This window comes from Comamonas composti DSM 21721, assembly GCF_000429845.1.
GTDB classification, from domain to species: Bacteria; Pseudomonadota; Gammaproteobacteria; order Burkholderiales; family Burkholderiaceae_C; genus Comamonas; species Comamonas composti.
Genome location: NZ_AUCQ01000023.1, coordinates 12618 through 37106, shown reverse-complemented (window position 1 = coordinate 37106; position 24489 = coordinate 12618). Strand labels below are relative to the sequence as shown.

At 65.6% G+C, this 24489-nt stretch carries 25 protein-coding genes; 12 read left to right on the top strand and 13 right to left on the bottom strand.

Annotated elements, in window-relative coordinates; all coding sequences use genetic code 11:
• Positions 1–102 precede the first annotated feature (102 nt).
• The 5 genes from G486_RS0112920 to G486_RS22265 all read left to right on the top strand — a co-directional run bounded on the left by G486_RS0112920 (position 103) and on the right by G486_RS22265 (position 5357).
• Complete coding sequence (locus tag G486_RS0112920; RefSeq protein WP_027015921.1) at positions 103–1476, top strand: cobyrinate a,c-diamide synthase; 1374 nt, start codon at positions 103–105, stop codon at positions 1474–1476.
• Between the two features lie 13 nt (positions 1477–1489).
• Complete coding sequence (locus G486_RS0112915) at positions 1490–2095, top strand: bifunctional adenosylcobinamide kinase/adenosylcobinamide-phosphate guanylyltransferase (RefSeq protein WP_034387608.1); 606 nt, start codon at positions 1490–1492, stop codon at positions 2093–2095.
• Positions 2096–2557: 462 nt separating this feature from the next.
• Positions 2558–3469 (top strand): ABC transporter substrate-binding protein, encoded by a 912-nt coding sequence (locus G486_RS0112910; RefSeq protein ID WP_027015919.1) that lies wholly within the window; start codon positions 2558–2560, stop codon positions 3467–3469.
• 53 nt (positions 3470–3522) lie between these two features.
• A complete protein-coding gene (locus G486_RS0112905) occupies positions 3523–4506 on the top strand; it encodes an iron chelate uptake ABC transporter family permease subunit (RefSeq protein WP_027015918.1) in 984 nt (327 codons plus the stop codon).
• A complete protein-coding gene (locus G486_RS22265; protein ID WP_051303489.1) occupies positions 4503–5357 on the top strand; it encodes an ABC transporter ATP-binding protein in 855 nt (284 codons plus the stop codon). The genes G486_RS0112905 and G486_RS22265 overlap by 4 nt, the downstream gene beginning before the upstream one ends.
• On the opposite strand, the gene G486_RS0112895 is transcribed toward G486_RS22265, so the two are convergent.
• Positions 5354–6250, bottom strand: coding sequence for a MurR/RpiR family transcriptional regulator (locus G486_RS0112895; RefSeq protein ID WP_027015917.1), 897 nt, complete (start codon positions 6248–6250; stop codon positions 5354–5356). The two genes, G486_RS22265 and G486_RS0112895, sit on opposite strands and share 4 nt — an antisense overlap.
• Before the next feature lie 115 nt (positions 6251–6365).
• On the opposite strand from G486_RS0112895, the gene G486_RS0112890 reads away from it, so the two are divergent.
• From G486_RS0112890 to G486_RS0112860, 7 genes are all read left to right on the top strand, one after another.
• On the top strand, positions 6366–7697 hold the full coding sequence (locus G486_RS0112890; protein ID WP_027015916.1) for an aspartate aminotransferase family protein: 1332 nt from the start codon (positions 6366–6368) through the stop codon (positions 7695–7697).
• A 58-nt stretch (positions 7698–7755) separates the two neighbouring features.
• Positions 7756–8430, top strand: a complete 675-nt coding sequence (locus tag G486_RS0112885) for an aspartate/glutamate racemase family protein (protein ID WP_027015915.1) — start codon at positions 7756–7758, stop codon at positions 8428–8430.
• Between the two features lie 141 nt (positions 8431–8571).
• Positions 8572–9141, top strand: coding sequence for a cob(I)yrinic acid a,c-diamide adenosyltransferase (gene cobO / locus G486_RS0112880; protein WP_027015914.1), 570 nt, complete (start codon positions 8572–8574; stop codon positions 9139–9141).
• Positions 9142–9234: 93 nt separating this feature from the next.
• The gene (gene bluB / locus G486_RS0112875; RefSeq protein WP_034387605.1) at positions 9235–9942 is read left to right on the top strand and encodes a 5,6-dimethylbenzimidazole synthase; all 708 of its coding nucleotides are present in this window, start codon (positions 9235–9237) and stop codon (positions 9940–9942) included.
• A complete protein-coding gene (cbiB, locus tag G486_RS0112870; protein WP_027015912.1) occupies positions 9939–10937 on the top strand; it encodes an adenosylcobinamide-phosphate synthase CbiB in 999 nt (332 codons plus the stop codon). The genes bluB and cbiB overlap by 4 nt, the downstream gene beginning before the upstream one ends.
• Positions 10937–11974, top strand: coding sequence for an aminotransferase class I/II-fold pyridoxal phosphate-dependent enzyme (locus G486_RS0112865; protein WP_027015911.1), 1038 nt, complete (start codon positions 10937–10939; stop codon positions 11972–11974). The genes cbiB and G486_RS0112865 overlap by 1 nt, the downstream gene beginning before the upstream one ends.
• On the top strand, positions 11971–13491 hold the full coding sequence (locus tag G486_RS0112860) for a cobyric acid synthase (protein WP_034387586.1): 1521 nt from the start codon (positions 11971–11973) through the stop codon (positions 13489–13491). The genes G486_RS0112865 and G486_RS0112860 overlap by 4 nt, the downstream gene beginning before the upstream one ends.
• A 65-nt stretch (positions 13492–13556) precedes the next feature.
• On the opposite strand, the gene crcB is transcribed toward G486_RS0112860, so the two are convergent.
• The 12 genes from crcB to rpsA form a co-directional block, all read right to left on the bottom strand.
• The gene (gene crcB, locus G486_RS0112855) at positions 13557–13940 is read right to left on the bottom strand and encodes a fluoride efflux transporter CrcB (RefSeq protein WP_027015909.1); all 384 of its coding nucleotides are present in this window, start codon (positions 13938–13940) and stop codon (positions 13557–13559) included.
• A gap of 30 nt (positions 13941–13970) precedes the next feature.
• Positions 13971–14348: a monovalent cation/H(+) antiporter subunit G gene (locus G486_RS0112850; RefSeq protein WP_156920020.1), complete on the bottom strand. Its 378-nt coding sequence runs from the start codon at positions 14346–14348 to the stop codon at positions 13971–13973.
• The gene (locus G486_RS0112845) at positions 14348–14626 is read right to left on the bottom strand and encodes a K+/H+ antiporter subunit F (protein ID WP_027015907.1); all 279 of its coding nucleotides are present in this window, start codon (positions 14624–14626) and stop codon (positions 14348–14350) included. The genes G486_RS0112850 and G486_RS0112845 overlap by 1 nt, the downstream gene beginning before the upstream one ends.
• A complete protein-coding gene (locus G486_RS0112840) occupies positions 14623–15111 on the bottom strand; it encodes a Na+/H+ antiporter subunit E (protein WP_027015906.1) in 489 nt (162 codons plus the stop codon). The genes G486_RS0112845 and G486_RS0112840 overlap by 4 nt, the downstream gene beginning before the upstream one ends.
• A complete protein-coding gene (locus tag G486_RS0112835; protein ID WP_027015905.1) occupies positions 15108–16799 on the bottom strand; it encodes a monovalent cation/H+ antiporter subunit D in 1692 nt (563 codons plus the stop codon). The genes G486_RS0112840 and G486_RS0112835 overlap by 4 nt, the downstream gene beginning before the upstream one ends.
• On the bottom strand, positions 16796–17161 hold the full coding sequence (locus G486_RS0112830; protein WP_027015904.1) for a Na+/H+ antiporter subunit C: 366 nt from the start codon (positions 17159–17161) through the stop codon (positions 16796–16798). Before G486_RS0112830 ends, G486_RS0112835 begins: the two co-directional genes overlap by 4 nt.
• Complete coding sequence (locus G486_RS0112825) at positions 17161–20136, bottom strand: monovalent cation/H+ antiporter subunit A (RefSeq protein ID WP_027015903.1); 2976 nt, start codon at positions 20134–20136, stop codon at positions 17161–17163. Before G486_RS0112825 ends, G486_RS0112830 begins: the two co-directional genes overlap by 1 nt.
• Before the next feature lie 198 nt (positions 20137–20334).
• Complete coding sequence (locus G486_RS0112820) at positions 20335–20733, bottom strand: ComEA family DNA-binding protein (RefSeq protein WP_027015902.1); 399 nt, start codon at positions 20731–20733, stop codon at positions 20335–20337.
• Positions 20734–20834: 101 nt separating this feature from the next.
• Positions 20835–21992 (bottom strand): lipopolysaccharide assembly protein LapB, encoded by a 1158-nt coding sequence (gene lapB / locus G486_RS0112815; RefSeq protein ID WP_027015901.1) that lies wholly within the window; start codon positions 21990–21992, stop codon positions 20835–20837.
• The gene (locus G486_RS0112810; RefSeq protein ID WP_027015900.1) at positions 21982–22272 is read right to left on the bottom strand and encodes a LapA family protein; all 291 of its coding nucleotides are present in this window, start codon (positions 22270–22272) and stop codon (positions 21982–21984) included. Before G486_RS0112810 ends, lapB begins: the two co-directional genes overlap by 11 nt.
• An 81-nt stretch (positions 22273–22353) precedes the next feature.
• Positions 22354–22665 carry an integration host factor subunit beta gene (locus G486_RS0112805; RefSeq protein WP_027015899.1) on the bottom strand — a complete coding sequence of 104 codons (312 nt, stop codon included), beginning with the start codon at positions 22663–22665 and terminating at the stop codon, positions 22354–22356.
• A 95-nt stretch (positions 22666–22760) separates the two neighbouring features.
• On the bottom strand, positions 22761–24446 hold the full coding sequence (gene rpsA / locus G486_RS0112800) for a 30S ribosomal protein S1 (protein WP_027015898.1): 1686 nt from the start codon (positions 24444–24446) through the stop codon (positions 22761–22763).
• Positions 24447–24489: the final 43 nt, after the last annotated feature.

The following is a 24489-nucleotide window of genomic DNA, read 5'->3' as shown; positions in this document are numbered from 1 at the left end:
CGTGTGACGGAGCCACGGCCTCGGCCTGGGCTCCCCCTTTTTTCTGCTGCTGCTCGTGAAGCGCAGCACCACGAATAATCGAGGCCCTCTGGGATTTTTGTTATGCATCTGGCTCGCTGTCCTGCGCTGCTCATCACCTCCTCGGCCTCGGGCCAGGGCAAGACCACACTCACGGCGGCCCTCGCACGGCTGCATGCTCGCCAGGGCCGGCGCGTGCGCGTGTTCAAGTGCGGGCCGGATTTTCTTGACCCTCACTGGCATGAACTGGCTTGCGGCACACCCGTGCACAACATCGACCTGTGGATGACGGGCGAGACGGATGCGCGCGCGCGTTTGCATGCTGCGGCCCGCGAGGCGGACCTCATCCTGATTGAAGGCGTGATGGGCATGTTCGACGGCAATCCCAGCGCGGCCGACCTGGCCGAACTCCTGGGCCTGCATGTGCTGGCGGTTCTTGATGCGGCAGCCATGGCCGGCACTTTTGGTGCCCTGGCCTATGGGCTGCAGCACTATCGCCCGGGGCTGCGCTGGGCAGGCCTGCTGGCCAACCGCGTGGCCAGCAGCCACCATGCGGATCTGCTGATGAGCGGTCTGCGTGATCAGAGCCTGTGGCAGGGCGCGCTTGTGCGGGTCGGTCGGGGCAAGCAGTCGCTGCTGCCCGAGCGTCATCTGGGCCTGGTGGCAGCGCGGGAGATTGATGACGGTCTGCAGCGTCTGGATGCGGCTGCCGATGCGCTGCAGGCCACGCCTTTGGGCCAAAGGCCCTGGCTGGCCCCGCAAGGTGAGGCGAGCTGGCAGGACTGGTGTGTGGATTTCCTTGCGCCAGGCAGCGATGCGAAAGGCAGCACCGAGATACCTGAAATCCAGCCCTGGCTGGCCGGGCGACGCATCGCGATTGCACGTGATGCGGCCTTTGGATTCATCTATGAGGCCAATCTCGACTGCCTGCGCGCCATGGGGGCCGAGCTGGCCTTTTTCTCGCCGCTGGCAGGGCAGGGCCTGCCAGCATGCGATGCGCTGTGGCTGCCCGGCGGCTATCCCGAGCTCCATGTGACAACCCTGGCCGCCAATACCGTGCTGCGCGAGGATCTGGAGCGCCACGTGGCGGCTGGCAAGCCTGTGTGGGCCGAGTGCGGCGGCATGCTCTCGCTGTGCGAGACCCTGACCGATGCCGAGGGCCGCACGGCTCAGCTCTGGGGGCTGCTGCCGGCGCAGGCCCTGATGCAGGCAAAGCTTGCAGGCCTTGGCATGCAGCAGCTTGAGACACCCTGGGGCGTTCTGCGCGGCCACACCTTTCACTACAGCCGCATGGAGACCACGTTGGCCGAGGTCGGACGCAGCAGCCGTCCCGGGCAGCAGCCCCAACCCGGGCGCGGCGAGGCGCTCTACCGGCTGGGCAGCGTGCATGCGAGCTTTTTTCATGCCTGGTTTGCCTCGCAGCCACGCGCCGTGGCGGGCCTGCTGGGCGCGCACTGAGAGCGAGCAATTCATGCTGAACGAACAGAACATCGATGGCCGCCCCTGGCGCCGCGAACTGATCCTGGGTGGGCAAAAAAGTGGCAAGTCGCGCCGCGCCGAAATGCAGGCCAAGGCCTGGCTGGCAGGGGGGGGGAAGGGCACTCCACGGCGCGAGGCCCAACTCATCGCGACCGGCCAGGCCTGGGACGAAGAGATGCGCGCGCGCATCAAGCGTCATCAGGTCGATCGTGCCCGGCGCGTGCCCGGCATGGGGACTCTGGAGGAGCCGCGCGACCTGGCCGGCCTGCTTGCCCAGAACAGCGCGCCGCACCGGCTGCTGGTCATAGACTGCCTCACGCTCTGGCTGACGAATTGGCTGATGCCTGCTGATGATTTGGCATCAAAAAGCACTCTAGCCCAGGACTGGCAAGCGCAATGTGCTCTTTTTATGGAAGCGCTTGAGCAGGCCCCGGGTCCTGTGATCCTGGTCGGCAACGAGATCGGTCTGGGCGTGATTCCCCTGGGCTCCGAAGTCCGTGCCTTTGTGGATGCGCTGGGCCAGCTCAACCAGCAGGTGGCCAGACGCTGTGAATCGGTCACGCTGATGTGTGCGGGGCTGGCGCTGGGGCTCAAATGAAACACCCCCTGAGTCGCTTGCGCGCCTTCCCCCTCTCTCTGCGGGAAGGGGACGACAGCCTCGCTGCGGGGCGGCCCTTGCTCGCTGTCTCTGGGCTTTGGCAGTGCCGGTTTTGTACGCTGCGCGATGAAGTCTTGAGTCGCTTGCGCGCCTTCCCCCTCTCTCTGCAGGAGGGGGACGACAGCCTCGCTCCGCGGCAGCCCTTGCTCGCTGTCTCCGTGCTTTGGCAGTGCCGATTTTGTGCGCTGCGCCATGAAGTCTTGAGTCGCTTGCGCGCCTTCCCCCTCTCTCTGCGGGAGGGGACGACAGCCTCGCTGCGGGGCGGCCCTTGCTGGCTGTCTCTGGGCTTGGGTTGCGCCGGTTTTGTACGCTGCGCAAAACGCGGTATTCGATCCTGCTCGCGGCCTCTGGCTGGATTTCCGCCGGCTTGATGGGCCGCGAATTTTGCGATGAATGATTCACATGAAGCTGTTTAAAAAATGCCAGGCATGGGTGCTGGCCGGGGCATTGGCGCTTGGTCCGACATTGGCCCAGGCCGTACAAATCACCGACGGCCGCGGTGTGGCCGTGCAATTGCCGCGTCCACCCCAGCGCATCGTGAGCCTTTTGCCGTCTCTGACCGAAAGCGTGTGTGCACTCGGCGCCTGCGAGCGTCTGGTTGGTGTGGACCGCTATTCCAACTGGCCCGAGCACATCAAGAGCCTGAAGGTGGTCGGTGGAGGGCTCGATCCGAACATCGAGGCCATCGTGGCGCTCAAGCCGGATGTGGTGCTGGTCTCCATGGCCTCCCGGGCGGTGACGCGCATGGAGGCCCTGGGCCTCAAGGTCGTGGCGCTGGAGCCGCGCACCCATGCCGATGCCAGGGCCGTGCTCCAGACCCTGGGCCAACTGCTGGACCTGCCAGCCGAGCAGGGCGCGGATCGCGTCTGGGGCCGCATAGAGGCCGAAATTCAGAAAGCTGCCCTGAGCGTTCCGCAAGGGCTGCGCGGCAGCAAGGTGTACTTCGAGGCCAGCCGAGGCCCTTATGCGGCCGGCCAGACCTCGTTCATCGGCGAGACGCTCACGCGCCTGGGCGTGGGCAATATCGTTGGGGCGGACCTGGGGTCGTTTCCACGCATCAATCCCGAATACGTGGTGCGCGCCAACCCGGACTTCATCATGGGCGGAGAGCGCAGTCTGGGACAGTCGGGCCTGCCTTATCCTGGCTGGGCCAGCATGCGTGCCGTCAAGGCAGGGCGCATCTGCCGCTTCAAGCATGAGGAGTCGGATGTGCTCATCCGACCGGGCCCGCGCATGGCCGAAGGAGCCTGGCTCATGGCTCGCTGCCTGAGCGACAAGGGCCAGGGCCTCAAGCAGCCAGGAGGAGTGCAATGAGCGAGTGCCGAGCCAGGCCCTGTACGCTTCAAACCGGTCTTGCGGCGCCCTGGATGGCCCTGGCCCTGCTGCTGCTGAGCCTGCTTTTGATGCTGCTGGGTGCAGGCATAGGCAGCACCGGCTGGGACAGCGTATGGAAAGCCCATGGCGATCCTCTGGCCTGGCAGATCGTGACCGACATCCGGCTGCCGCGCACGGCCGGCGCCTGGCTGGCCGGTGGCCTGCTGGGCCTGGCCGGCGCCGTGGCACAAGGGGTTTTCCGCAACCCTCTGGCCGACCCCTATCTGCTGGGCAGTGCCTCGGGGGCTTCGCTGGGCGTGGCCCTGAGCATGGCGGCCATGGGGGCGTCGCCATTTGCACTGGCCGGCCTAGCACGTCTGGGTGTGACCGGCGCGGCCTTTGCAGGCGCAGCCCTGGCCGTCTTGCTGACCCTGGTGCTGGCCCAGGGCGCGCACAACACCATGCGTCTGCTGCTGGCAGGTGTGGTCGTGGGCGTGGTGCTCGGGGCCACGGCTTCGCTGGTGCTGCTCATGAACCCCGACATCATGCAGGCCATGCAGTCCTTCATGCTCGGCAGCACCTCTTTTGTGAGCTGGAGCGCCTGCGCACTGATGTTGGGCGTGCTGCTGCTGAGCTGCGGCGTGGCCTGGAGTCTGAGCCGTGTGCTCGATGGCCTGGCCTTGGGCGAAGCCACGGCCCACAGCCTGGGCCTGCCGCTGGCGCCGCTGCGCATGGTGCTGATTCTGTTGCTGGCCCTGGCCACGGGAACGGCCGTGGCCCAGACCGGGCTCATTGCCTTTGTTGGCCTGGCCGCGCCGCATCTGGTGCGTTCCCTGGTTCAGGCCTTGCATCGCTGGCTGCTGGTGCTGAGCGCGGCCATGGGCGCGGTCTTGCTGTTGGGTGCAGACCTGCTTGCACGCTGGCTGATCGCGCCCCAGGAGCTGCCCGTGGGCGTGCTCACGGCCGTGCTCGGTGGCAGCTATCTGCTGTGGCTCATGCACCGCCGCCATGGACTGCGCAGCGGGGAGGCAGCATGAGCCGCAAGAATGCAAGCGCCCGGCCGGGCATGGCTTTGCAGGCCAGGGATGTAAGCCTGAGTCTGCACGGCCAGCGCATCTTGCACAAGGTCTCGCTGGGCTTTGCGGCCGGGCGCTGGACGGCCATGGTTGGCCCCAATGGTGCGGGCAAATCCACGTTGCTCAGGGCTCTGGCCGGCATGGATGTCGCAGGCCAGAGTCAGAGCGGCGAGATCGAGCTGCTGGGCCGTGAGCTGAAACAGTGGCCGGGACGCGAACGTGCGCGCAGTCTGGCCTGGCTGGGCCAGAACCAGCCCGTGGCCGGCGATATGGCGGTCTATGACCTGGTGATGCTGGGCAGGCTGCCGCACCAGGGCTGGCTGGCCGCGCCCAGCCGCGCCGACCACGAGGCCGTGGAGCAGGCCCTGCATCAAACCCAGGGCTGGGACTGGCGCCGGCGCAGCGTGGGCAGCCTCTCGGGCGGGGAGCGCCAGCGCGTGCTGCTGGCGCGAGCCCTCGCCGTACAGGCCGAGGTCCTGCTCATGGACGAGCCCCTGGCCAACCTCGATCCGCCGCACCAGGCCGACTGGCTTGAATGCGTGCAGGCACTGGTCGAGAGCGGGCACACCGTGATCAGCGTGCTGCATGAGATCTCCATGGCCTTGCAGGCTCAGGAGCTTGTCATCCTGAACCAGGGGCGCGTCCTGCACCAGGGCGCTTGCAGCGACCAGGGCACGCATGCGGCTCTGGAGGAGGTGTTCGAGCACCGGCTGCGCATTTGCTCCATCGACGGCCAATGGCTGGCCCTGCCCAGAACCCGGGATGTCCGGCAAGGGCTCGAACACAGGCAAACCTTGGGCCCGGGACGTTAGCCTTCTTCTTTGCGCGGGCCTGGTCTTGAACTCCTGGGCCTGGGCCGCTGCAGGTAGGCGCCGGAGTGGAACAACTGGGCCTCGGCCTGGTCTATGCGGGCCACGACATCCTGGCCTGCGCGGCTGGCCAGCATCTCGGCCAGGGCTTCGGACAAGGCCATGGCGGCGGTGGTGGAGGGAAAAAAGGACTGGCTGTGCAGCGAGAACAGCAGGGTGACGTCGGCCAGCAGGGCCAGGGGCGAGGCCGGGCTGTCGGTCAGCGCCACAATGCGGCAGCCCGCGGCCTGGGCTGCCTGCGCTGCCATCAGTGCCTCGCGTGAGTAAGGCGCAAAACCCATGACCAGCAGGCTGTCACCGGCCGATAAGGCGCGGCATTGCATCTCCAGCGTGCCGCCATGGCCGTCCATCAGATGCACGCTGGGCCGCAGCAGCCGGTAGAGGTAGACAAAGGAAAAGGCCACCGCAAAGCTGGCCCGAAATCCTGCGACATGAACGCTGGCCGCTTGTTCGAGCAATCCGCAGGCGTGCTGCAGCTTGTCGCCCAGGTTGTGCAAGGTGGTTTCCAGGTTGCGCTGCTGCTGGGCAAAGTTCTCGGCGGCCAGGTCCTCATGGCTGGCCCGCTGCAGCAGGGCCAGGGCCTTGCTGCCATAGGCCTTGTCCTGCGCCAGGCCCAGATCCTGGGCAAATGCCTGCTTGAGCTGGGGCCAGCCTTCGAATCCCAGCGATTGGGCAAAGCGCACCAGGGTCGCAGGAGCACTGTCTGCGCGCATGCCCAGGCCGCGCATGGAGGATGTGACGACTTCGCCAGGATGCTCGAGGATAAACCTCGCAACCTGCTGCAGGGCGGCGGGCAGGTCCGGATAGCGCTGGCGTATGTCTTCACAGATGGGCATGGGATTGTTGACAAAGATAACGTCAGGAAAGATCTGTTTCACGGAATTGTGACTTGACGGATCAATTGTTTCAACAAATAATTTTTTGGAACAATTGATCTGAATAAGGTGTGTTATGAGCCATGTGTTCCACCGCCATTTGCACCAGCAGCCGCCGGTTGCGGCTTCCGCCAGGGGCGTGGAAATTCGCGATGTCCATGGCCGGCGCTACCTCGATGCCTCGGGCGGAGCGGCCGTGTCTTCGCTGGGCCATGGCCACCCGGATGTGCTTGCAGCCATGCATGCCCAGATCGACAAGCTCGCCTATGCGCACACCAGCTTTTTCACGACCGAAGTGGCCGAGGCCCTGGCCGAAGCCCTGGTGCGGGGGGCGCCCGAGGGAACCAGCCATGCCTACCTGGTCAGCGGCGGATCCGAGGCCGTGGAGGCCGCGCTCAAGATGGCGCGTCAGTACTTCGTGGAGATCGGCCAGCCGCAGCGCCGGCATTTCATTGCCAGGCGCCAGAGTTACCACGGCAATACGCTGGGGGCGCTGGCCGTCGGGGGCAATGCCTGGCGACGAGCGCCGTTTGCGCCGCTGCTGATCCAGGCTTCGCATGTCTCGCCCTGCTATGCGTATCGCGATCAGGGCGAGGACGAGAGCTTCGAGCAATACGGACTGCGCCTGGCCAGGGAGCTGGAAGAGGCCATACAGGCGCAGGAGCCGCAAAGCGTGATTGCCTTTGTCGCCGAGACCGTGGGCGGGGCCACAGCCGGCGTGCTGATGCCGACTCCCGGCTATTTCAAGGCCGTGCGCGAGGTCTGTGACCGCCATGGTGTGCTGCTCATCCTGGACGAGGTCATGTGCGGCATGGGGCGCACGGGCGCGCTCTATGCGTGCGAGCAGGAGGGCGTGGTGCCCGATCTGATCACCGTGGCCAAGGGCCTGGGGGGCGGCTACCAGCCCGTGGGCGCGGTGCTCGCGCAAAAGCACATTGTCGATGCCATGTCGCGCGGCAGCGGTTTCTTCCAGCATGGCCATACCTATCTGGGCCATCCCGTGGCCTGTGCGGCGGCACTGGCGGTACAGCACGTGATCCAGCGCGACGGCCTGCTCGAAAAAGTGAGCTCGGATGGCCTGTTCCTGCAGCGCATGCTGAGCCTGTCCCTCGGGGCTCACAGACATGTGGGCGATATACGCGGGCGCGGCTTTTTCTGGGGCATAGAGCTGGTGGCGGACCGGGCCAGCAAGACCGCTTTCGATCCCGCGCTCAAGCTGCATGCCCGGATCAAGGCCGAGGCCATGCAGCGCGGCCTGCTGTGCTATCCCGCGGGTGGCACGGTCGACGGGCTGGCGGGCGACCATGTGCTGCTGGCTCCGCCCTTCGTGGCTTCGCGCAACGAGCTGGTCACCATGGCCGGCCGACTGGCCGAAGCCATCGATGCCGCAACTGCCCCGATTTCCTGATCCATCGTTTCTTGTCCACTCTTGTTTATTCGAATGGCTTTTCAGCCTGCTTTTTTTCATGACCCGAATCGCCCTCATCCATGCCCTCAACCACTCCGTCGATCCGATCAATCAGGCGTTTGCACGCCATTGGCCGCAGGCCCAGCGCATGAACCTGCTGGACGACAGCCTCTCCAGTGATCTGGTTCGCAGTGGGCGTGGGCTTGATGAAGCCATGCACCAGCGCTTTCAGCATCTGGCCCGGTATGTGGTGGAGACAGGGGCCGATGCCATACTGTTCACCTGCTCGGCCTTTGGCCCCTGCATAGAGACCGTGGCCGAGCAGCATTCCCGCATCCCGGTGCTCAAACCCAACGAGGCCATGATCGCGCAGGCCTGTGCGGGCCTGCAGGGGCCGCTGGGCCTGATCGCCAGCTTTGGCCCTACGCTGAGCTCCATGCCCAAGGAGTTCGGCCCCGATGTGGAGTTGATGCCGGCGCTGGCTGCCGGAGCTCTCGAGGCCTTGCACCGTGGCGATGCGGTTACCCATGACCGGCTCGTGGCCGAGCAGGCCCGGTTTCTCGCGGGCAAGGGCTGCACGCGCATCGCGCTGGCCCAGTTCAGTCTGGCGCGTGCCCGCAAGGCCTGCGAGGAGGCCAGCGGCCTGCCGGTCTTCACCACGGTGGACAGCGCAGTCCATGCCTTGCGGCTCAGGCTGGGGGCATCGGCCGATGCGGCAGCTGATCTCGGTTAAAGTGGCGGGCCGCAGCATGTCTAGGGGCGGCCTCAGCAGCCGCCCTGGGCGCCGCGCGGCTGGCAGCTTTCTGGGCAGCGGGTTCAGGACCTGGGCGCAGTGAAGTGCCAGGACCCAGTCCGTGACCCGAGGTGACAAGCCATGCAGATAGAACAAGCCCCAACCGAAAAACCCTATGAAAAGCCCGAGGGCGAGCGCCGCGGCCTGATTCTCGTGAACACCGGCGATGGCAAGGGCAAGAGCACGGCCGCCTTCGGTCTGGCCGTACGCGCCCACGGGCGTGGCAAGGCGGTCAAGGTGTTTCAGTTCATGAAGGTGCCCACGGCCCGTTTCGGCGAGCACCGTGTGTTCGAGCAACTGGGCATTCCCATCGAAGGGCTGGGGGACGGGTTCAGCTGGAAGAGCCAGGACCAGGAGCGCTCGGCACAGCTGGCGCGCGAAGGCTGGGAAAGAGCCCGCCAGGCCATAGAGTCGGGCGAATACTTTCTCGTGGTCCTCGATGAGATCACCTACCCGCTGATCTACGGCTGGCTGCCGCTGGAGCCCGTGCTGGAGACTCTGGCCAGGCGTCCGCGCGACGTGCATGTGATGCTCACGGGGCGGCGTTGCCCCGAGGAGATCATTGCGATGGCCGATACTGTCACGCGCATGGAGCTGGTCAAGCACGCCTTCAAGGCCGGCATTCCCGCCCAGCGCGGCATCGAGGATTGATGCTGTCGCAAAGAGGCCTTTGATGGCCATGCCCTGACCGGGAATACTCGGCGCAGGCGGATGGGCTTGCAGGCCTTGGCCGACAATCCCCGCATGAGCAGCGAAGAACCGACCCCGCCTTCTGCCCCCGCAGCGCACGACACGATACCCGCCCGGCCTTTCAGCGAGCCCGAGCGCGCAGCCGTTTACCGGGCGATTCACGAGCGGCGCGACATGCGGCATTTCTGCGGTGGATCGGTCGATGAGGCGGTCTTGCTGCGTCTGCTGCGCGCAGCCCATCACGCGCCCAGCGTGGGCTTTATGCAGCCCTGGCGCTTTGTGCGCGTGCGCAGCCCGCAGTTGCGCGAGCAGATTCATGCGCTGGTGGAGCAGGAGCGTTTGTGCACGGCCCAGGCGCTGGGTGAGCGCGAGCCGCAATTCATGAAACTCAAGGTTCAGGGCGTGCTCGATGCGGCCGAGCTGCTGGTGCTGGCCATGCCGCCGGGGCGCGAGGCCCATGTGTTCGGCCGCCGCACCCTGCCCGAGATGGACGTGGCGTCCGCGGCCTGCGCCATACAGAACCTGTGGCTGGCTGCGCGTGCCGAAGGCCTGGGCATGGGCTGGGTGTCGCTCTTCGAGCCCGATGCCCTGGCCGCCTTGCTGCGCATGCCCGCAGGCAGCCGGCCGCTGGCCGTCCTGTGCCTGGGGCCGGTCGCCGCCTATTACGCCGAGCCCATGCTGCAGCAGGAGAAATGGGCTGGCCGCGCTCCTCTGGACAGCATGCTGTTCGAAGACTACTGGGACGAAAAGGCCGGGCAATGATGTTTCTTCCCTGGGGCCCCGAGGCCCTGGCTCTGGCCGTGGTGCTGGCCCTGGCCATGGATGCGCTCTGGGGCGAGCCGCCTGCCTTTCTGCATCCCGTGGTGGCCATGGGCCGGGTCTTGCAGGCTCTGGGGCAGCGCGTGGCTCCTGCCGATCCAGAGGCCGTACAGCGACGTGATTACAAGAGTTTTTGGCTTGCAGCCCTTGCCTGGTGCGCGCTTGCAGCTATTGTTTCAGGAGTTTATGGCCTGCTCCAGGCCTTGCTTGCGTCCCGGCCCTGGTGGCTGCAGGCGCTGGTGATGGCCGTGCTGCTCAAGCCCTTGTTTGCCTGGCGCATGCTCAAGCACGAAGTCCTGGCCGTGGAGGCTGCCTTGCAGCAAGGCCTGAGCCAGGGGCGCGAGCGTCTGCGCTGGCTGGTGAGCCGCGATACGGCCGCGCTCGATGCCGCCGAGGTGCGTGAAAGCGCGATCGAGACCCTGGCCGAGAACCTCAACGACTCCGTGGTCGCTCCGCTGTTCTGGTTTGCCGTTGCGGGCCTGCCCGGGGCTGCGCTCTACCGCCTGGCGAACACGGCCGATGCCATGTGGGGCTATCCGGGCTGGCGCGGCCAGGGCGCGCAGCGGCGCTACTGGCAATGGGCAGGCAAATGGACGGCACGTGCCGATGATGTGCTCAGCTGGATTCCCGCGCGCATCACGGCGCTTTTGCTGCTTGTGGTGGCGCCCGGCGCCAAGTGGCAAGGCCTGCGCCGCGATGCGCACAGCACGCCTTCGCCCAACGGCGGCTGGCCCATGGGGGCCATGGCCCGGATTCTGGGCGTGCGCCTGGGCAAGCCCGGCGTCTATGTGCTCAACCCCGGGGGCTGTGTGCCGCAGTCGCTCCAGCTGCAGCAGGCCGTAGGCCATGCCAGCCGCGTGGTGCGGCTGCTCGGCTGCGTCGCCCTGGCTCTGGTGCTGGTTTCGGGTCTTGTGATCCCATTGGCGGCGAGGTTTTGATGCAGTTTTCTTTGCCCGTTCATGGCGGCAGCGATGCCCAGGGCACGCCAGTCCATGATTTTTCCACCAACAGCAATGCCTGTGGCCCATGTCCGCTGGTGCTCCAGGCCCTGGGGCAGGCGCATGCCGCGCACTACCCTGATCCGCATTACACCGAGCTGCGTGCGCGTCTGGCGGCATTTCATGGCGTGCAGGCGCGGCAGGTGCTGGTGGCAGCCAGTGCAAGCGAGTTCATACACCGCATCACGGCCCATGCGCGGCGCGAGGGCGCGGCGGGCGTGAGCCTGCCGCAGCACCACTATGGCGACTATGCGCATGCGGCGCGCATCTGGGGGTTGAAGACCCTGCCGCGAGGCAACGGAGCGCCGCCCGGCCCTGGACTGCACTGGGCGTGTGCACCTGCCAGCCCCCTGGGCCGGGACGAGGATGTCTGGCCGCTGTGGCAGCAGGCGGCAGGACCTGGCAGCTGGTATGTGCTGGACTGTGCCTATGTCCCGCTGAGGCTGGGCGCGGATATCGATGACCGGCTCAGGCGCGAGGCCATGGGCCGGGCCTGGCAGATCTGGACGCCGAACAAGGCCCTGGGGCTGACGGGCGTGCGCGCAGCCTATGTGCTGGCACCGCAGGCGGCCTGCGATGCGGAGATCGCAGCGCTTGTGGCGCTGGCCTGCTCCTGGCCCGTGGGCGCGCATGGCGTGGCCATGCTGCAGGCCTGGACCGAGGCTGCAACCCAGCAGTGGCTGGCCCACAGCCGAGAGCTCCTGCGGGAATGGAAAGCCCAGCAGCTTGCCCTGTGCGCCTGCCTGGGCTGGGAGGTGTTGCAAGGCCATGAGGCGAACTATTTCGTGGCGCGTCTGCCGGATGTGCAGCAGGCGCGCATGCCGCAAGGCCTGCACTATCTGCGTGAGCAAGGCCTCAAGCTGCGTGACTGCACAAGCTTCGGCTTGCCCGGCCATGTACGTCTGGGCGTGCTCGCGCCCGCATCCCAGCTGGCCCTGGAGCAGGCCTGGATGAACTACTGGAAGCAAGCTCTATGACCGCTGAAGAATCCCGGGCCGTGAATCTGCCCCTGCCCCCGGCCGGGCACAGACCGGCCCTGTGCGTGATGGTGCTGGGCACGAGCAGCGGCGCCGGCAAGAGCTGGGTGGCCACGGCCTTGTGCGCCTGGTACCGGGCGCGCGGCTACAGGGTGGCGCCCTTCAAGGCTCAGAACATGAGCAACAACGCGCGCGTCGTGGCCACGCCCGAGGGCGGCTGGGGAGAGATCGGCACGGCCCAGTATCTGCAGGCCCTGGCGGCCGGATGCACGCCCGATGTGCGCATGAACCCGCTGCTGCTCAAGCCCGAGGCCGACATGCGCAGCCAGGTGGTGCTGCTGGGGCGGGTCAGCGAAGAGCTCACGGCATTGCCCTGGCGCGGGCGCAGCCTGCAGGTGTGGCCGCAGATCGCACAGGCGCTGGACAGTCTGCGCGCCGAGAACGATGTGGTGGTCATCGAGGGCGCAGGCTCGCCGGCCGAGATCAATCTGCATGCCAGCGACGTGGTCAACATGCGTGTTGCGCGGCACTGCGGCGCGCATTGCCTGCTGGTGGCGGATATCGACCGGGGCGGAGCCTTTGCCCACCTCTATGGCACCTGGGCCCTGCTGCCGCCCGGGGAGCAGGCCTTGATCCAGGGCTTTGTGCTCAACAAGTTCCGTGGCGATGCCAGCCTGCTTGCGCCCGCGCCGCAGATGCTTGAAGAGCGCACGCGCGTGCCCACGGTGGCCACGATTCCCATGCAGTGGCAGCATGGCCTGCCCGAGGAGGATGGCGTGTTCGACGACCGAGGCTCGGGCGGTGCAGGCGAGGCCGTGCACACCACCATGGCGATTGTGGCCTACCCGCGCATCAGCAACCTCGACGAGTTCCAGCCGCTCCTGCATCTGCCGGGGCTGCGTGTGATCTGGGCCCGCAGCCCGGCCCAGCTCGCAGGCCTGAAGGCGCAGGACTGGATTGTTCTGCCGGGCTCCAAGGCTACGGCCGCCGATCTGGGCTGGATGCGTGCCCAGGGCCTGGATGCAGCCGTCTGTGCCCATGCCCGGGCCGGAGGCCGGGTGTTCGGCATCTGTGGCGGCCTGCAGATGCTGGGCGAGGCCTTGATCGACCTGCATGGCGTGGATGGCAATGCCGCAGGTCTGGGCCTGCTGCCTCTGACCACGGTGTTTGCGGAGCAAAAAACCGTTCGCTCCGCCAGGCTGCGTCTGCCCGCGCTGGGCGGCGTGCTGCAGCCGCTTTCAGGAGCCGGGGCCAGGGTCTATGAGATTCGCCATGGCCAGACCTCGGTCCGGCCCGACATGGTGGCTGCGGGCAGCCTGGTCGAAGAGCCTGTGCCGGGCGTCTTCTGGCATGGGCCCCAGGCCCTGGTGGCCGGCTGCTATTGGCACGGCCTGTTCGAGAACGCCGAGGTGGTGCGCGCACTGTTCGGAGCCCGGGCCCCGACCCTGGACAGCGTTTTCGAACGTCTGGCTGAGGGCGTCGCGCAGTGGTTTGCCAGCAAGCCTGTGGGCCGGTGATTGCTATCTAAAAAGTAGCTGTAGGCGCTTGCTGGGTAAGCGATTGAGGCTGATTTTATGATGAATCAAGAGCTGGCGCGCGCAAGCAGCTGCCAGCTGGCCAGACCTGCGACCGTCATGATCAGCGAGCCGCCCAGGTGCAGGCTGGTCCAGCCCAGGGCCGAGGCCCAGCGCTGCTGCTGCAGCAGCCCGATCACCTCGGCCGAGAAGCTGGAGAAGGTGGTCAGCGCGCCCAGAAAGCCCGTGACCAGGGCCAGCCGCCAGGCCGGATCGAGCTCGGGCATGGCCTGGAACAGCGCCACGCAAACGCCGATCAGATAGCCGCCTATGAGGTTGGCGGCCAGCGTGCCCCAGGGCAGGCCCGGCCCCGTGCTCAGCCACAGGCCCAGGCCCCAGCGGCCCAGGGCGCCCAGGCAGGCGCCCGCACAGATTGCAAAGACATTGAGCATGGCAGGAGCTGGCGTGGTGGCGATGCGCGATTATGCGTCGGGGTGCTCGACGGGCTCGTTGAGCACGATGGAGCTCAGTGTGGGCGGAACGTCCTGGCCCGCGCGGCGCGAACGCAAGAGAGCGGCGCGCATGAGAAAGATCGTGGTGATGGGCACGGTCACGGCGACGAAGACGGCGATCAGCAAGGCCTGAACCGACAGGCCCTGGCCCTGCATGGAAAAATAAATCCAGGTCGCATGCATGATCAGCCAGCAGGCCATGGTGGCGATGATGGAGGGCGAGTGCACGCGCTCGAAATAGCTCTTGAGGCGCAGCAGGCCCATGGAGCCCAGCAGGGCCACGATGGCGCCTGCCAGCACCAGGCCGGCCACCAGCACCTGCGCCCACAGCGGAAGGTCGTGTTCCATCATTCGATCACCTCGCCGCGCAGCAGAAACTTGGCCATGGCCGTGGAGCCCACGCAGCCGAACAGCGCGATGAGCAGGGCCGCCTCGAAGTAGTTGTTGCTGGTGTGCATGATGCCCAGCACCAGCATGGCCAGCATGCCGTTGAGGTACATGCAGTCCAGCGCCAGGATGCGGTCCTGCGCATGTGGCCCCTTGAGCAGGCGCAGCACGCAGCAGCCCATGGCCACGATCAGCAGGAAAAGGGCCAGCGCCAAGATCCAGTAAAACCAGGGCTTCATTCAAAAATCTCCATCAGCGGGCGCTCGTAGTACTTCTTGACATGGGCGACGATTTGCTCGCGGTCATCGACCTCCAGCACATGCAGCATCAGCATGGAGCGGTCGCGTGAGATCTCGGCCCAGGCCGTGCCCGGTGTAATGCAGACGATCATGGCCAGCACGGCCAGACCGTTGGGGTCGCGCAGCTCCAGCGGAATGTGGACGAAGTCCGCCTGGTGCTTGCGCAGGCGCGGAAACAGCAAAAAGCGCACCACGCTGAAGTTGGAGGCCGAGGTGTCGCGCATCACCCGAAACGCGAGGCGCAGGATGGTGAGCGGGTGGCTTACGCTCACCGGCAGGGGACGCAGGCCGCGCAGCAGCAAGGGCAGCAGCAGCCCCAGCAGGGCGCCGAGCAGCAGATGACCTACGCTGGCCGAGCGGTTGAGCAGCAGCCACAGCAAGGCCAGCGCAACCGAGAGCAAGGGGGCGGGCAGCAAATGTCTCATGGCGCCTCCTTGAGCGACGGGGTTGGGTTGGGTCTGGGCTTGGTCTCCATGATGGCGCGCACATAGACATCGGGCGAAAGCAGGGCATCGGCCGCACGCTGTGTGTATTGCATGGCCGGCCCGGCCTGCAGGGTCAGGGCCACGCAGCAGCCCAGCAGGACCGCAATCGGCAGCCCTTCGGCCACGCTCAGGGAGAGCGTGTCCTGCTCATCGGAGGACCAGAAGTGGCGTATGCCTGCCCGCACCAGGGCCAGCAGGGCCAGCAGGCCTGTGATGATCATCAGGGCCAGCAAAAGCCAGCCGACCCAGCCGGCCTCCATGCCGGCCGGTGTGCCCAGGCCCAGTGGGTTGAGCAAGGCCGTGAGCATTGCGAACTTGCCCACAAAGCCCGACAGCGGCGGCAGGCCCGTGATGACCAGGGTGGCCAGCACAAAGCCTATGCCGATGAAGGCGGCTGCTGCAGGCATGGCCCGGCCTATGAGCAGCTCCTCATCGTCGTCGAGGTTGAAGCCTTCCGAGGGCAGCAGCTCGGCATTCAGGAACGGTGCCTCATCGTCCTCATAGGGCTCGCCGCTCAGGCCGTTGCTGCGCCAGCGGTCTATGAGGTCGGCGGTCAGAAAGAGCGAGCCCACGGCCAGCGTGGAGCTGGGCAGGTAGTACAGCAGGCCGGCCATGAGCGCGTTCTGCCCAAAACCGCCCGCAGCCAGCAAGGTGCCCGAAGACAGAATGGCCGCAAAGCCCGCGATATGCGTGAGGCGCTGCGAGCCCAGCATGCCGATGGCGCCAAAGGCCATGGTCAGCATGCCGCCCGCAATCAGCCAGGCGCTGCCGAACAGCGCCGAGGGGCCGGCTTCTGCACTGAAGAGCAAGGTCCACAGGCGCAGGATCACATAGATGCCGACCTTGGTCATGATCGCGAACAGTGCCCCGACCGGGGCCGTGGCCGCGCTGTAGGCGGGCACCAGCCAGAAGTTCAGCGGCCACATCGCAGCCTTGATCAGAAAGGCCGTGCCCAGAATGCCGGCTGCCGCATGCAGCAGGCCGCGGTCGGCGCTGCCGACCTGGGGAATGGCCTGGGCAAGGTTGGCCATGTTCAGCGTGCCGGTGAGCCCGTAAAGCATGGAGGCGCCGATCAGGAACAGGGACGAGGCCACGAGGTTGATGGCGATGTAGTGCAGGCCGGCCTGGATGCGCGTGCGGCCCGAGCCATGCAACAGCAGGCCGTAGGAGGCAGCGAGCATGATCTCGAAGAACACGAACAGGTTGAACAGATCGGCTGTGAGAAAAGCTCCGCTCAGGCCCATGAGCTGGAACTGGAACAGCGGATGAAAGTGCACGCCCGCGCGATGCCAGCGCGCACTGGAAAAGACCAGGGCCGCCAGCGCCAGGCTGTGGGTGAGCACCAGCATGAGGGCCGTGAGCCGGTCCAGCGCCAGCGAAATCCCGAAGGGCATGGGCCAGTTGCCGGGCAGGTAGACACCGAGGTTGACCGTGGCACCGGCCTGGTCGGCCCAGGCCATGAGCAGGATCGAGCTTGCCAGGCCAAGAATGGCCGACAACAGGCCCAGGCCCAGCTTCAGGCGCTGGTGTTCTTCGCGCAGCAGCAGCATGAAGGCTGCCGTGAGCATGGGCAGGGCAATCGGTGCCAGCATCAGGTGCGGCATGAGGCGGGCGGTGAATTCGCTCATGACATCTCCTGCTCGGTACGCGAATGGGCTCCGTCCACATGGTCAGTGCCCGTGGTGCCGCGCGAGGCCAGCAGCACCACGAGGAACAGTGCCGTCATGGCAAAGCCGATCACGATGGCCGTGAGCACCAGGGCCTGGGGCATGGGGTCGGCGTAATGGGCCAGATCCTGGGGAATGCCGTTGATCAGCACCGGTGCCTTGTTGATCGCCAGGCCCTGGCGGCCCATGCTGAAGATGAACAGGTTGACGGCATAGGACAGCAGGGACAGACCCATGATGACCTGGTAGGTACGCGGGCGCAGCAGCAGCCACACGCCCGAGCCTGTGAGCACGCCGATGGCAATGGCCAGAACGATCTCCATTACAGGCCTCCTCGTGCAAGTGCCGCTGCCGTGGCTTGCTGCACGGCCGCTTCGGCCTCCTGGGCCTGTTGTTGTTGTTCTTCCATGAGTCTGGCGTGGTAGCGGTGGCTGCGCACCGATTGGTGGGCTATCGCCGTGAGGATGAGCAAGGTGGCTCCGACGACCAGCGCAAACACGCCGATGTCAAAGAACAGGGCGCTGGCGATATGCACCTCGCCGGCCAGCGGCAGGGTCAAATCGAAGGTGTGGCTGGTCAGGAAGGGGTAGCCGGCAACGATGGAGCCCAGGCCCGTGCCCAGCGCGAACAGCAGGCCCACGCCTATCCAGCGGCGCGGGAACAGCGGCAGGTGGGCTTCGACCCACTGCGTGCCCGAGATGATGTATTGCATGAGCAGGGCCGAGGAGAACACCAGGCCGGCGACAAAACCGCCCCCGGGCTCGTTGTGGCCGCGCATGAAGATGTAGGCCGCGACCAGGGCCGCAAACGGCAGCAGCAGGCGCACGAGAACCGCAGGCACCATCAGGTAGCCGATGGCGGTGTCGCCGGCATTGCGCGGGTTGACGAGGTCGGTGCGCAGATCGCCTGGCACGAAGCGCTGCTGCTCGGGTAGGTCCAGGGTCTCGCGTGCCGGTCGAAAGCGCCGCAGCAGCGCATAGATCACCAGGGCCACAATGCCCAGGACCACGATTTCGCCAAAGGTGTCGAAGCCGCGGAAGTCCACCAGCATGACGTTGACCACGTTGGTGCCGCCGCCTTCGCTGAGTGCGCGTTCGAGGAAGAAGGTGGAGGCGCCGTCGTAGAAGGGGCGGTTCATCATCGCAAAGGCGAGCCAGGCCATGCCCACGCCTGCAATCAGTGCCAGCAGCAGATCGCGCAGACGGCGTGCACGTGCGCGCAGCAGGGTGGAGGGCTGGGGCATCACGGTCTTGTCGCGCTTGGGCATCCAGCGCAGGCCCAGGAGCATGAGCACCGAGGTCACGACCTCGACCACGAGCTGGGTCAGGGCCAGGTCCGGGGCCGAGAACCACAGAAAGCTCAGGCAGACACAAAGCCCGGCACCGCCGAGCATGATCAGCGCCGTCATGCGGTGGTACTTGGCCTTCCAGGCCGCGCCCAGGGCGCACAGGCAGCCCACGACCCACAGCAGCACAAAATCCGGCGAAGTGGCCAGCAGCCCGCGCCCGCCGAGCTCCATGCCCTGCAGCCACAGCGGCAGGACGGCGGCCAGCACGGTCAGGCCCAGCAGCCACAGCATCTGCCACTGCAGCCTCATGGTGGACAGGCCTCTGCGGCCGGCACGCGCGAGCAGCGACAGCCGTGCGAGCAGGTTCTCGAAGGCGCGCTGGCCGCTCAATGAACCGAGGAAAGGGACCTCTTCGATATGCCCCATCTGGCGCTGCCAGCGCAGCATCACATAGAGCATGACCCCGCCTATCAGGGCCACCAGGCTCATGATCAACGGCATGTTCCAGCCGTGCCAGATGGCCAGGCTGTACTCGGGCAGGGTGCCGCCGACCACGGGCGTGGCTGCGGCTGCCAGAAAGCTGCCCATGGCCCAGGCCGGCAGGATGCCGACCACAAGGCAGGCCAGCACCAGCAACTCCACGGGTACGCGCATCCAGTGCGGGGGCTCGTGCGGGGTATGGGGCAGATCCATGGCCTTGGGGCCGAAGAACACGTCGGCCGTGAAGCGCAGCGAATAGGCCACGCTGAACATGCCGGCCACGGTGGCCGCCACAGGCAGGGCCGTGCGTACCCACGGGGCGGCATCGAGGAACACGGTTTCCGCAAAAAACATTTCCTTGGAGAGAAAACCGTTGAGCAGCGGCACTCCGGCCATGGCCGCGCTGGCTACGCAGGCCAGCGTGGCCGTGATGGGCATCATGTGACGCAGGCCCGACAGGCGCCGGATGTCGCGCGTACCACTCTCATGGTCGACGATGCCTGCCGCCATGAACAGCGAGGCCTTGAAGGTCGCGTGGTTCATGATGTGGAAAACGGCAGCCACGGCAGCCAGCTTGCTGTTCAGACCCAGAAGCAGGGTGATCAGACCCAGGTGTGAAATGGTCGAGTAGGCGAGCAAGCCCTTGAGGTCATGCTGGAACATGGCCAGATAGCCGCCCAGCAGCAGCGTGGCCGTACCGGCGCCGCCCACGAGCCAGAACCAGGCATCGGTCTCGCCCAGCACCGGCCACATGCGTGCCAGCAGGAAGACGCCGGCCTTGACCATGGTCGCCGAATGCAGATAGGACGACACCGGCGTGGGCGCCGCCATGGCGTGGGGCAGCCAGAAGTGAAACGGGAACTGCGCGCTTTTGCTCAAGGCTCCGAGCAAGATGAGCACCAATGCAGGCAGATAAAGCGCATGATCGCGCACCTGCTGGCCGGCAACGAGCACGTTGTCGAGGTCGTAGCTGCCCACAATGTGGCCGAGTACCAGCATGCCGGCGAGCATGGCCAGGCCGCCCGTGCCCGTGACCGTGAGCGCCATGCGTGCACCGCGCCGCGCATCCTTGCGGTGGTGCCAGTAGCCGATCAGCAAGAACGAAAACAGGCTGGTCAACTCCCAGAAGAACGCAATCTGGATGATGTTGCCCGAGAGCACCACGCCCATCATGGCGCCCATGAACGCCAGAAAGAACGAGAAAAAGCGCGGCACCGGGTCGGCCGGCGACATGTAGTAGCGCGCGTACAGCACGACCAGCGAGCCAATGCCGGCCACCAGCATGGAGAACATCCAGGCAAAGCCGTCCATGCGGACCACAAGATTCAGCCCCAGTGCGGGCAGCCACTCGATTTCCTGCCTGATGACCGAGCCGTCGGCGATCTCGGGGAACAACAGGCCAGCCTGTATCGCGCAGAGCAAGGCAATCGCACCGGCGAGGGTGGACTCGGCATTGCGTGCGTTGGCTGGCAGCAAGGCGGCGACAAGACTGCCGACAAACGGCAAAAGAATGAGGGTAATCAAGGGCATGGGCGATTGATTCTACGGGCAAGCCTTTGTCGCACTGCTATAAAAACCTGAGCGTGTTGCGGGCTATGGGCGTGTGCCTTCAATGAATTAAGTCTATAAAAAATCTCTGTGCCAAGACGGGAAAGTATCCTAACTTCCGGTATCAGGCATGAAAAAACCCGCCTGGGCGGGTTGGTCAAGAAGGAGCTGGCGATGTGCTCAGCTACTCGCTCCTGTCTTGCCGCTGGGTGCCGGAGCGGGCTTGGCGCTGGCCTTGCTGTCCTTGACCGCGGCAGGTTTGGCATCTGCCTTGCTGGCTTTGCTGTGCTTGGCGACCTTTGTGGCATCTCCCTGGTAACTGCCGCCATTCACCGTCAGCCCCTGGGCCGAGAGCTTGGTTGCAGAGGCGTCGCCAATGCCTTTGACGCGGCTGATGAAGTCTGTCCAGTCCTTGAACTGGCCGTTCTTGCGCTCTTCCAAAATACGGCTGGACATGGCTGGCCCGATGCCTTTGACCGAGTCCAGATCTGCGGCACTACCCTTGTTCACGTCCACGGCGGCCAGGGCCATGGCCGACCAGATCAAAGCGACCAAACCTGCTATCAGTCTTGCGAACATAGTTGGCTCCTTGAAAGAAGAAGAGCCGCAACCGCTGCGGCCCTGATGCATATTACGCAGGCCTTGACGAGGCCGCCATCGGGCAGGGCTTTGTGCCAGCGTCAAAGTTCTTCAACGCGCCGCGCAGGATAACTGTCCCAGCTTTGGCAGCCCGGGCAGTGCCAGAAATGCTGGCGTGCCTCGAAGCCACAGGCTGCGCAGCGGTAGCGCGTGAGCGGCTTGGCGGCGTGGTCGAGGGCCCGTTGTATGGCTGGGTGGTGCTCCTCGTGCGCGAGCTTCTCCTCGGTCAGCCATTGGGCGGCAGCCACCAGTGAAGGCTCATGCTCCAGGTGCTGGATCAGGCGTGTGCGCCCGGGTGCATTGGCGTCCTGCTCCCGGGCATCGAGGGTCACCAGGGCCTGAAGCAGGTCCAGGGAGCGCAACTGCTGATAGTGACTGTTGAGCAGTTGATGAATGGCTTCACGCTGGCCCGTGGCAGCGCTGAGGTCCACCAGCAGGCCAGCTGCAAGAGGCAGGGCCGCTGGGGCCTGTTCGGCCAGGGCCTGCAGGCTTTGCAGGGCCTGGTCCGATTGGCCCATGCGGTGCTGGAGCTGGGCCAGGGCCAGGCGCGGCCGCGCTGCCTGGGGCGCGGTGGCCACAGCCTGTTCAAGGCGCTCCAGGGCTTCTGCCTGCTGCCCCTGGGCGAGTACGGCGTCGGCATCTTCGCAAAGATAATGGGCGAGGCGGGCGCTGAAGTCCCCCTGGCCCGAAGTCTGCATGCGCCGCGCGATGCCCGAGGCCTGGGGCCAGTCACGCGAGCGTTCGTAGATCGCCAGCAAGGCCAGGCGGGCTTCGGCCTCGAAGCCCGTGCCCTCAAGGCGGCGCAAGGCGTCTTCTGCGCGATCGAGCAGGCCGGCCTTGAGAAAGTCCTGGGCCAGTGCGTGCTGGGCGCGGTCGCGGTCGCTGCGCGAGAGGTCGCCGCGCGACAGCAGGTGCTCGTGCACGCGCACGGCCCGGTTGTATTCGCCTCGGCGCCTGAAAAGATTGCCGAGCGCAAAATGCAGCTCCGAGGTGTCGGGGTCATTTTGCACGGCCTCGATGAAGGCATCGATGGCCTTGTCCTGCTGCTCGTTGAGCAGGAAGTTCAGGCCCTTGAAGTAGGCTTTGGGGGCCTGGCGGTTCTCGGCGCGTATCTGGCGCAGATCCCAGCGAGAGGCCAGCCAGCCAAGAACAAAGGCCAGGGGCAGGCCCAGCAGCATCCAGCTGAGGTCAAATTCCATGCGAGTCGTCGGACAAAGAGGTGGCGGGCTTGGCCGCGGAGGAGGCATGTTCGGCGGGGGCAGAGCGTGTGGCATTGCGCAGCTTGAGCCAGCGCGGAACCATGCCCAGCACGCCGACCATCAGCCCCAGGGTGAAGGCCGCCAGAACCACCAGTACCAGGGCTGCGGTCCAGGAGGTACCGAAGAAAAAGTGTACGGTCACGTCCTGCTGATTGTTCAGTGCGAAAGCGAACAGCGTAAAAAAAATGGCCGCCTTGAGCAGCCACAGAAAATATTTCATGCATTCCCTTGTATGGCTCGGCCAATTCTAGAGCCTTGCATGCTGCCATGCGGGTCATGGCTGCTTTTCAGGGGTATTGGATCAGGTGCCGGCAGGAGCTTCTGTCTGGCCTGGCTGCAGGTCCACGGCTTCACGCAAGGCCTTGCCGGGCTTGAAGTGGGGCACGCGCTTGGGCGGAATATGAACGGCCTCGCCGCTGCGCGGGTTGCGGCCCATGCGGGCGGGACGATGATTGACCGAGAAGCTGCCAAAACCCCGGATCTCGATGCGGTTGCCGCGCACCAGTGCATCGCTGACAGCGTCCAGAATGGTCTTGACGGCAAGCTCGGCATCGCGCTGGCCCAACTGGCCAAATCGGGCGGCGAGTTCTTCTACGAGGTCGGATCGGGTCATGGGCTATTCAAGAAGCAAAGATTTGAAATGGCGACGGGCGCCCGGAAGGCGCCCGTCGCATCCGACTTTAGCAGTCAGCAATCAGCCGGGGCTGATTACTTGTCGGAGTTGTCCAGCTTGGCACGCAGCAGGGCGCCCAGGCTGGTGGTGCCAGCGTTTTCCTTGGCCGACTGAGCCGACAGCGAAGCCATGGCTTCTTGCTGGTCTGCCTGGTCCTTGGCCTTGATCGACAGCTGGATGTTGCGGGTCTTGCGGTCCACGTTCACGACCACGGCCGTGATCTCGTCGCCTTCCTTGAGCACCGAGCGAGCATCTTCCACGCGGTCGCGCGAGATTTCCGAGGCACGCAGGTAGCCGATGATGTCTTCGCCCAGATCGATCTCGGCGCCACGCGCGTCCACGGTCTTGATCTTGCCGCTCACGGTCTGGCCCTTGTCGTTCACGGTCACGAAGGTCGTGAAGGGATCGCTGTCCAGTTGCTTGATGCCCAGGGAGATGCGCTCGCGCTCCACGTCCACGGCCAGCACGATGGCTTCGACTTCCTGGCCCTTCTTGTAGTTACGAACAGCGGCTTCGCCGGTTTCGTTCCAGGACAGGTCGGACAGGTGCACCAGGCCGTCGATGCCGGCAGCCAGGCCCACGAACACGCCGAAGTCGGTGATGGACTTGATCGGGCCCTTGACGCGGTCGCCGCGCTTGGTGTTTTGCGCGAATTCCTGCCAGGGGTTGGCCTTGCACTGCTTCATGCCCAGCGAGATGCGGCGCTTGTCTTCGTCGATCTCCAGCACCATGACTTCGACTTCGTCGCCCAGGGCAACCAGCTTGGTCGGAGCAATGTTCTTGTTGGTCCAGTCCATTTCGGAGACGTGCACCAGGCCTTCGATGCCGGGCTCCAGTTCCACGAACGCACCGTAGTCGGCGATGTTGGTGACCTTGCCGAACAGGCGCGTGCCCGAGGGGTAGCGGCGAGCCACGCCCATCCAGGGGTCGTCACCCATTTGCTTGAGGCCCAGCGAGACACGGTTCTTCTCGGTGTCGAACTTGAGGATCTTGGCCGTGATTTCCTGGCCAGCGGTGACCACCTCGGAGGGGTGACGCACACGGCGCCATGCCATGTCGGTGATGTGCAGCAGGCCGTCGATGCCGCCCAGGTCCACGAACGCACCGTATTCGGTGATGTTCTTGACCACGCCTTGCACGATGGCGCCTTCCTTCAGGGTTTCCATCAGCTTGGCGCGCTCTTCGCCCATGGAGGCTTCCACCACGGCGCGGCGCGACAGCACCACGTTGTTGCGCTTGCGATCCAGCTTGATGACCTTGAATTCCAGGGTCTTGTTTTCGTAGGGAGTCAGGTCCTTGATCGGACGGGTGTCGATCAGCGAACCGGGCAGGAAGGCGCGGATGCCGTTGACCAGAACGGTCAGGCCACCCTTGACCTTGCCGGAAGTCGTGCCGGTCACGAACTCGCCGGATTCCAGAGCCTTTTCCAGAGCCAGCCAGGAGGCCAGGCGCTTGGCCGTGTCGCGGCTCAGGATGGTGTCGCCGTAGCCGTTCTCGATGGAGCCGATGGCCACGGACACGAAGTCACCCACTTGGACTTCGATTTCGCCCTGGTCGTTCTTGAATTCGTCGATCGGCACATAGGCTTCCGACTTCAAGCCAGCGTTCACGACCACGAAGTTGTGCTCGACGCGCACGACTTCTGCGGTGATGACTTCGCCGGGACGCATTTCGGTGCGTGTCAACGACTCTTCAAAAAGGGCGGCAAAAGATTCAGACATGTAGTTCCTTGACCGCAAGCAGGTTTCCGTTGGCACCATTGCC

Coding starts and splice junctions, on each gene's coding strand:
- G486_RS0112810 (WP_027015900.1), bottom strand. CDS start 22,272: ATGAAATATTTTCTGTGGCTGCTCAAGGCGGCCATTTTTTTTACGCTG.
- G486_RS0112820 (WP_027015902.1), bottom strand. CDS start 20,733: ATGTTCGCAAGACTGATAGCAGGTTTGGTCGCTTTGATCTGGTCGGCC.
- G486_RS0112890 (WP_027015916.1), top strand. CDS start 6,366: ATGAGCCATGTGTTCCACCGCCATTTGCACCAGCAGCCGCCGGTTGCG.
- G486_RS0112865 (WP_027015911.1), top strand. CDS start 10,937: ATGCAGTTTTCTTTGCCCGTTCATGGCGGCAGCGATGCCCAGGGCACG.
- G486_RS0112830 (WP_027015904.1), bottom strand. CDS start 17,161: ATGGAGATCGTTCTGGCCATTGCCATCGGCGTGCTCACAGGCTCGGGC.
- cbiB (WP_027015912.1), top strand. CDS start 9,939: ATGATGTTTCTTCCCTGGGGCCCCGAGGCCCTGGCTCTGGCCGTGGTG.
- G486_RS0112805 (WP_027015899.1), bottom strand. CDS start 22,665: ATGACCCGATCCGACCTCGTAGAAGAACTCGCCGCCCGATTTGGCCAG.
- crcB (WP_027015909.1), bottom strand. CDS start 13,940: ATGCTCAATGTCTTTGCAATCTGTGCGGGCGCCTGCCTGGGCGCCCTG.
- G486_RS0112905 (WP_027015918.1), top strand. CDS start 3,523: ATGGCCCTGGCCCTGCTGCTGCTGAGCCTGCTTTTGATGCTGCTGGGT.
- cobO (WP_027015914.1), top strand. CDS start 8,572: ATGCAGATAGAACAAGCCCCAACCGAAAAACCCTATGAAAAGCCCGAG.
- G486_RS0112920 (WP_027015921.1), top strand. CDS start 103: ATGCATCTGGCTCGCTGTCCTGCGCTGCTCATCACCTCCTCGGCCTCG.
- G486_RS0112825 (WP_027015903.1), bottom strand. CDS start 20,136: ATGCCCTTGATTACCCTCATTCTTTTGCCGTTTGTCGGCAGTCTTGTC.
- G486_RS0112850 (WP_156920020.1), bottom strand. CDS start 14,348: ATGGAACACGACCTTCCGCTGTGGGCGCAGGTGCTGGTGGCCGGCCTG.
- bluB (WP_034387605.1), top strand. CDS start 9,235: ATGAGCAGCGAAGAACCGACCCCGCCTTCTGCCCCCGCAGCGCACGAC.
- G486_RS0112885 (WP_027015915.1), top strand. CDS start 7,756: ATGACCCGAATCGCCCTCATCCATGCCCTCAACCACTCCGTCGATCCG.
- G486_RS22265 (WP_051303489.1), top strand. CDS start 4,503: ATGAGCCGCAAGAATGCAAGCGCCCGGCCGGGCATGGCTTTGCAGGCC.
- G486_RS0112860 (WP_034387586.1), top strand. CDS start 11,971: ATGACCGCTGAAGAATCCCGGGCCGTGAATCTGCCCCTGCCCCCGGCC.
- G486_RS0112915 (WP_034387608.1), top strand. CDS start 1,490: ATGCTGAACGAACAGAACATCGATGGCCGCCCCTGGCGCCGCGAACTG.
- G486_RS0112845 (WP_027015907.1), bottom strand. CDS start 14,626: ATGAAGCCCTGGTTTTACTGGATCTTGGCGCTGGCCCTTTTCCTGCTG.
- G486_RS0112910 (WP_027015919.1), top strand. CDS start 2,558: ATGAAGCTGTTTAAAAAATGCCAGGCATGGGTGCTGGCCGGGGCATTG.
- G486_RS0112835 (WP_027015905.1), bottom strand. CDS start 16,799: ATGAGCGAATTCACCGCCCGCCTCATGCCGCACCTGATGCTGGCACCG.
- lapB (WP_027015901.1), bottom strand. CDS start 21,992: ATGGAATTTGACCTCAGCTGGATGCTGCTGGGCCTGCCCCTGGCCTTT.
- rpsA (WP_027015898.1), bottom strand. CDS start 24,446: ATGTCTGAATCTTTTGCCGCCCTTTTTGAAGAGTCGTTGACACGCACC.
- G486_RS0112895 (WP_027015917.1), bottom strand. CDS start 6,250: ATGCCCATCTGTGAAGACATACGCCAGCGCTATCCGGACCTGCCCGCC.
- G486_RS0112840 (WP_027015906.1), bottom strand. CDS start 15,111: ATGAGACATTTGCTGCCCGCCCCCTTGCTCTCGGTTGCGCTGGCCTTG.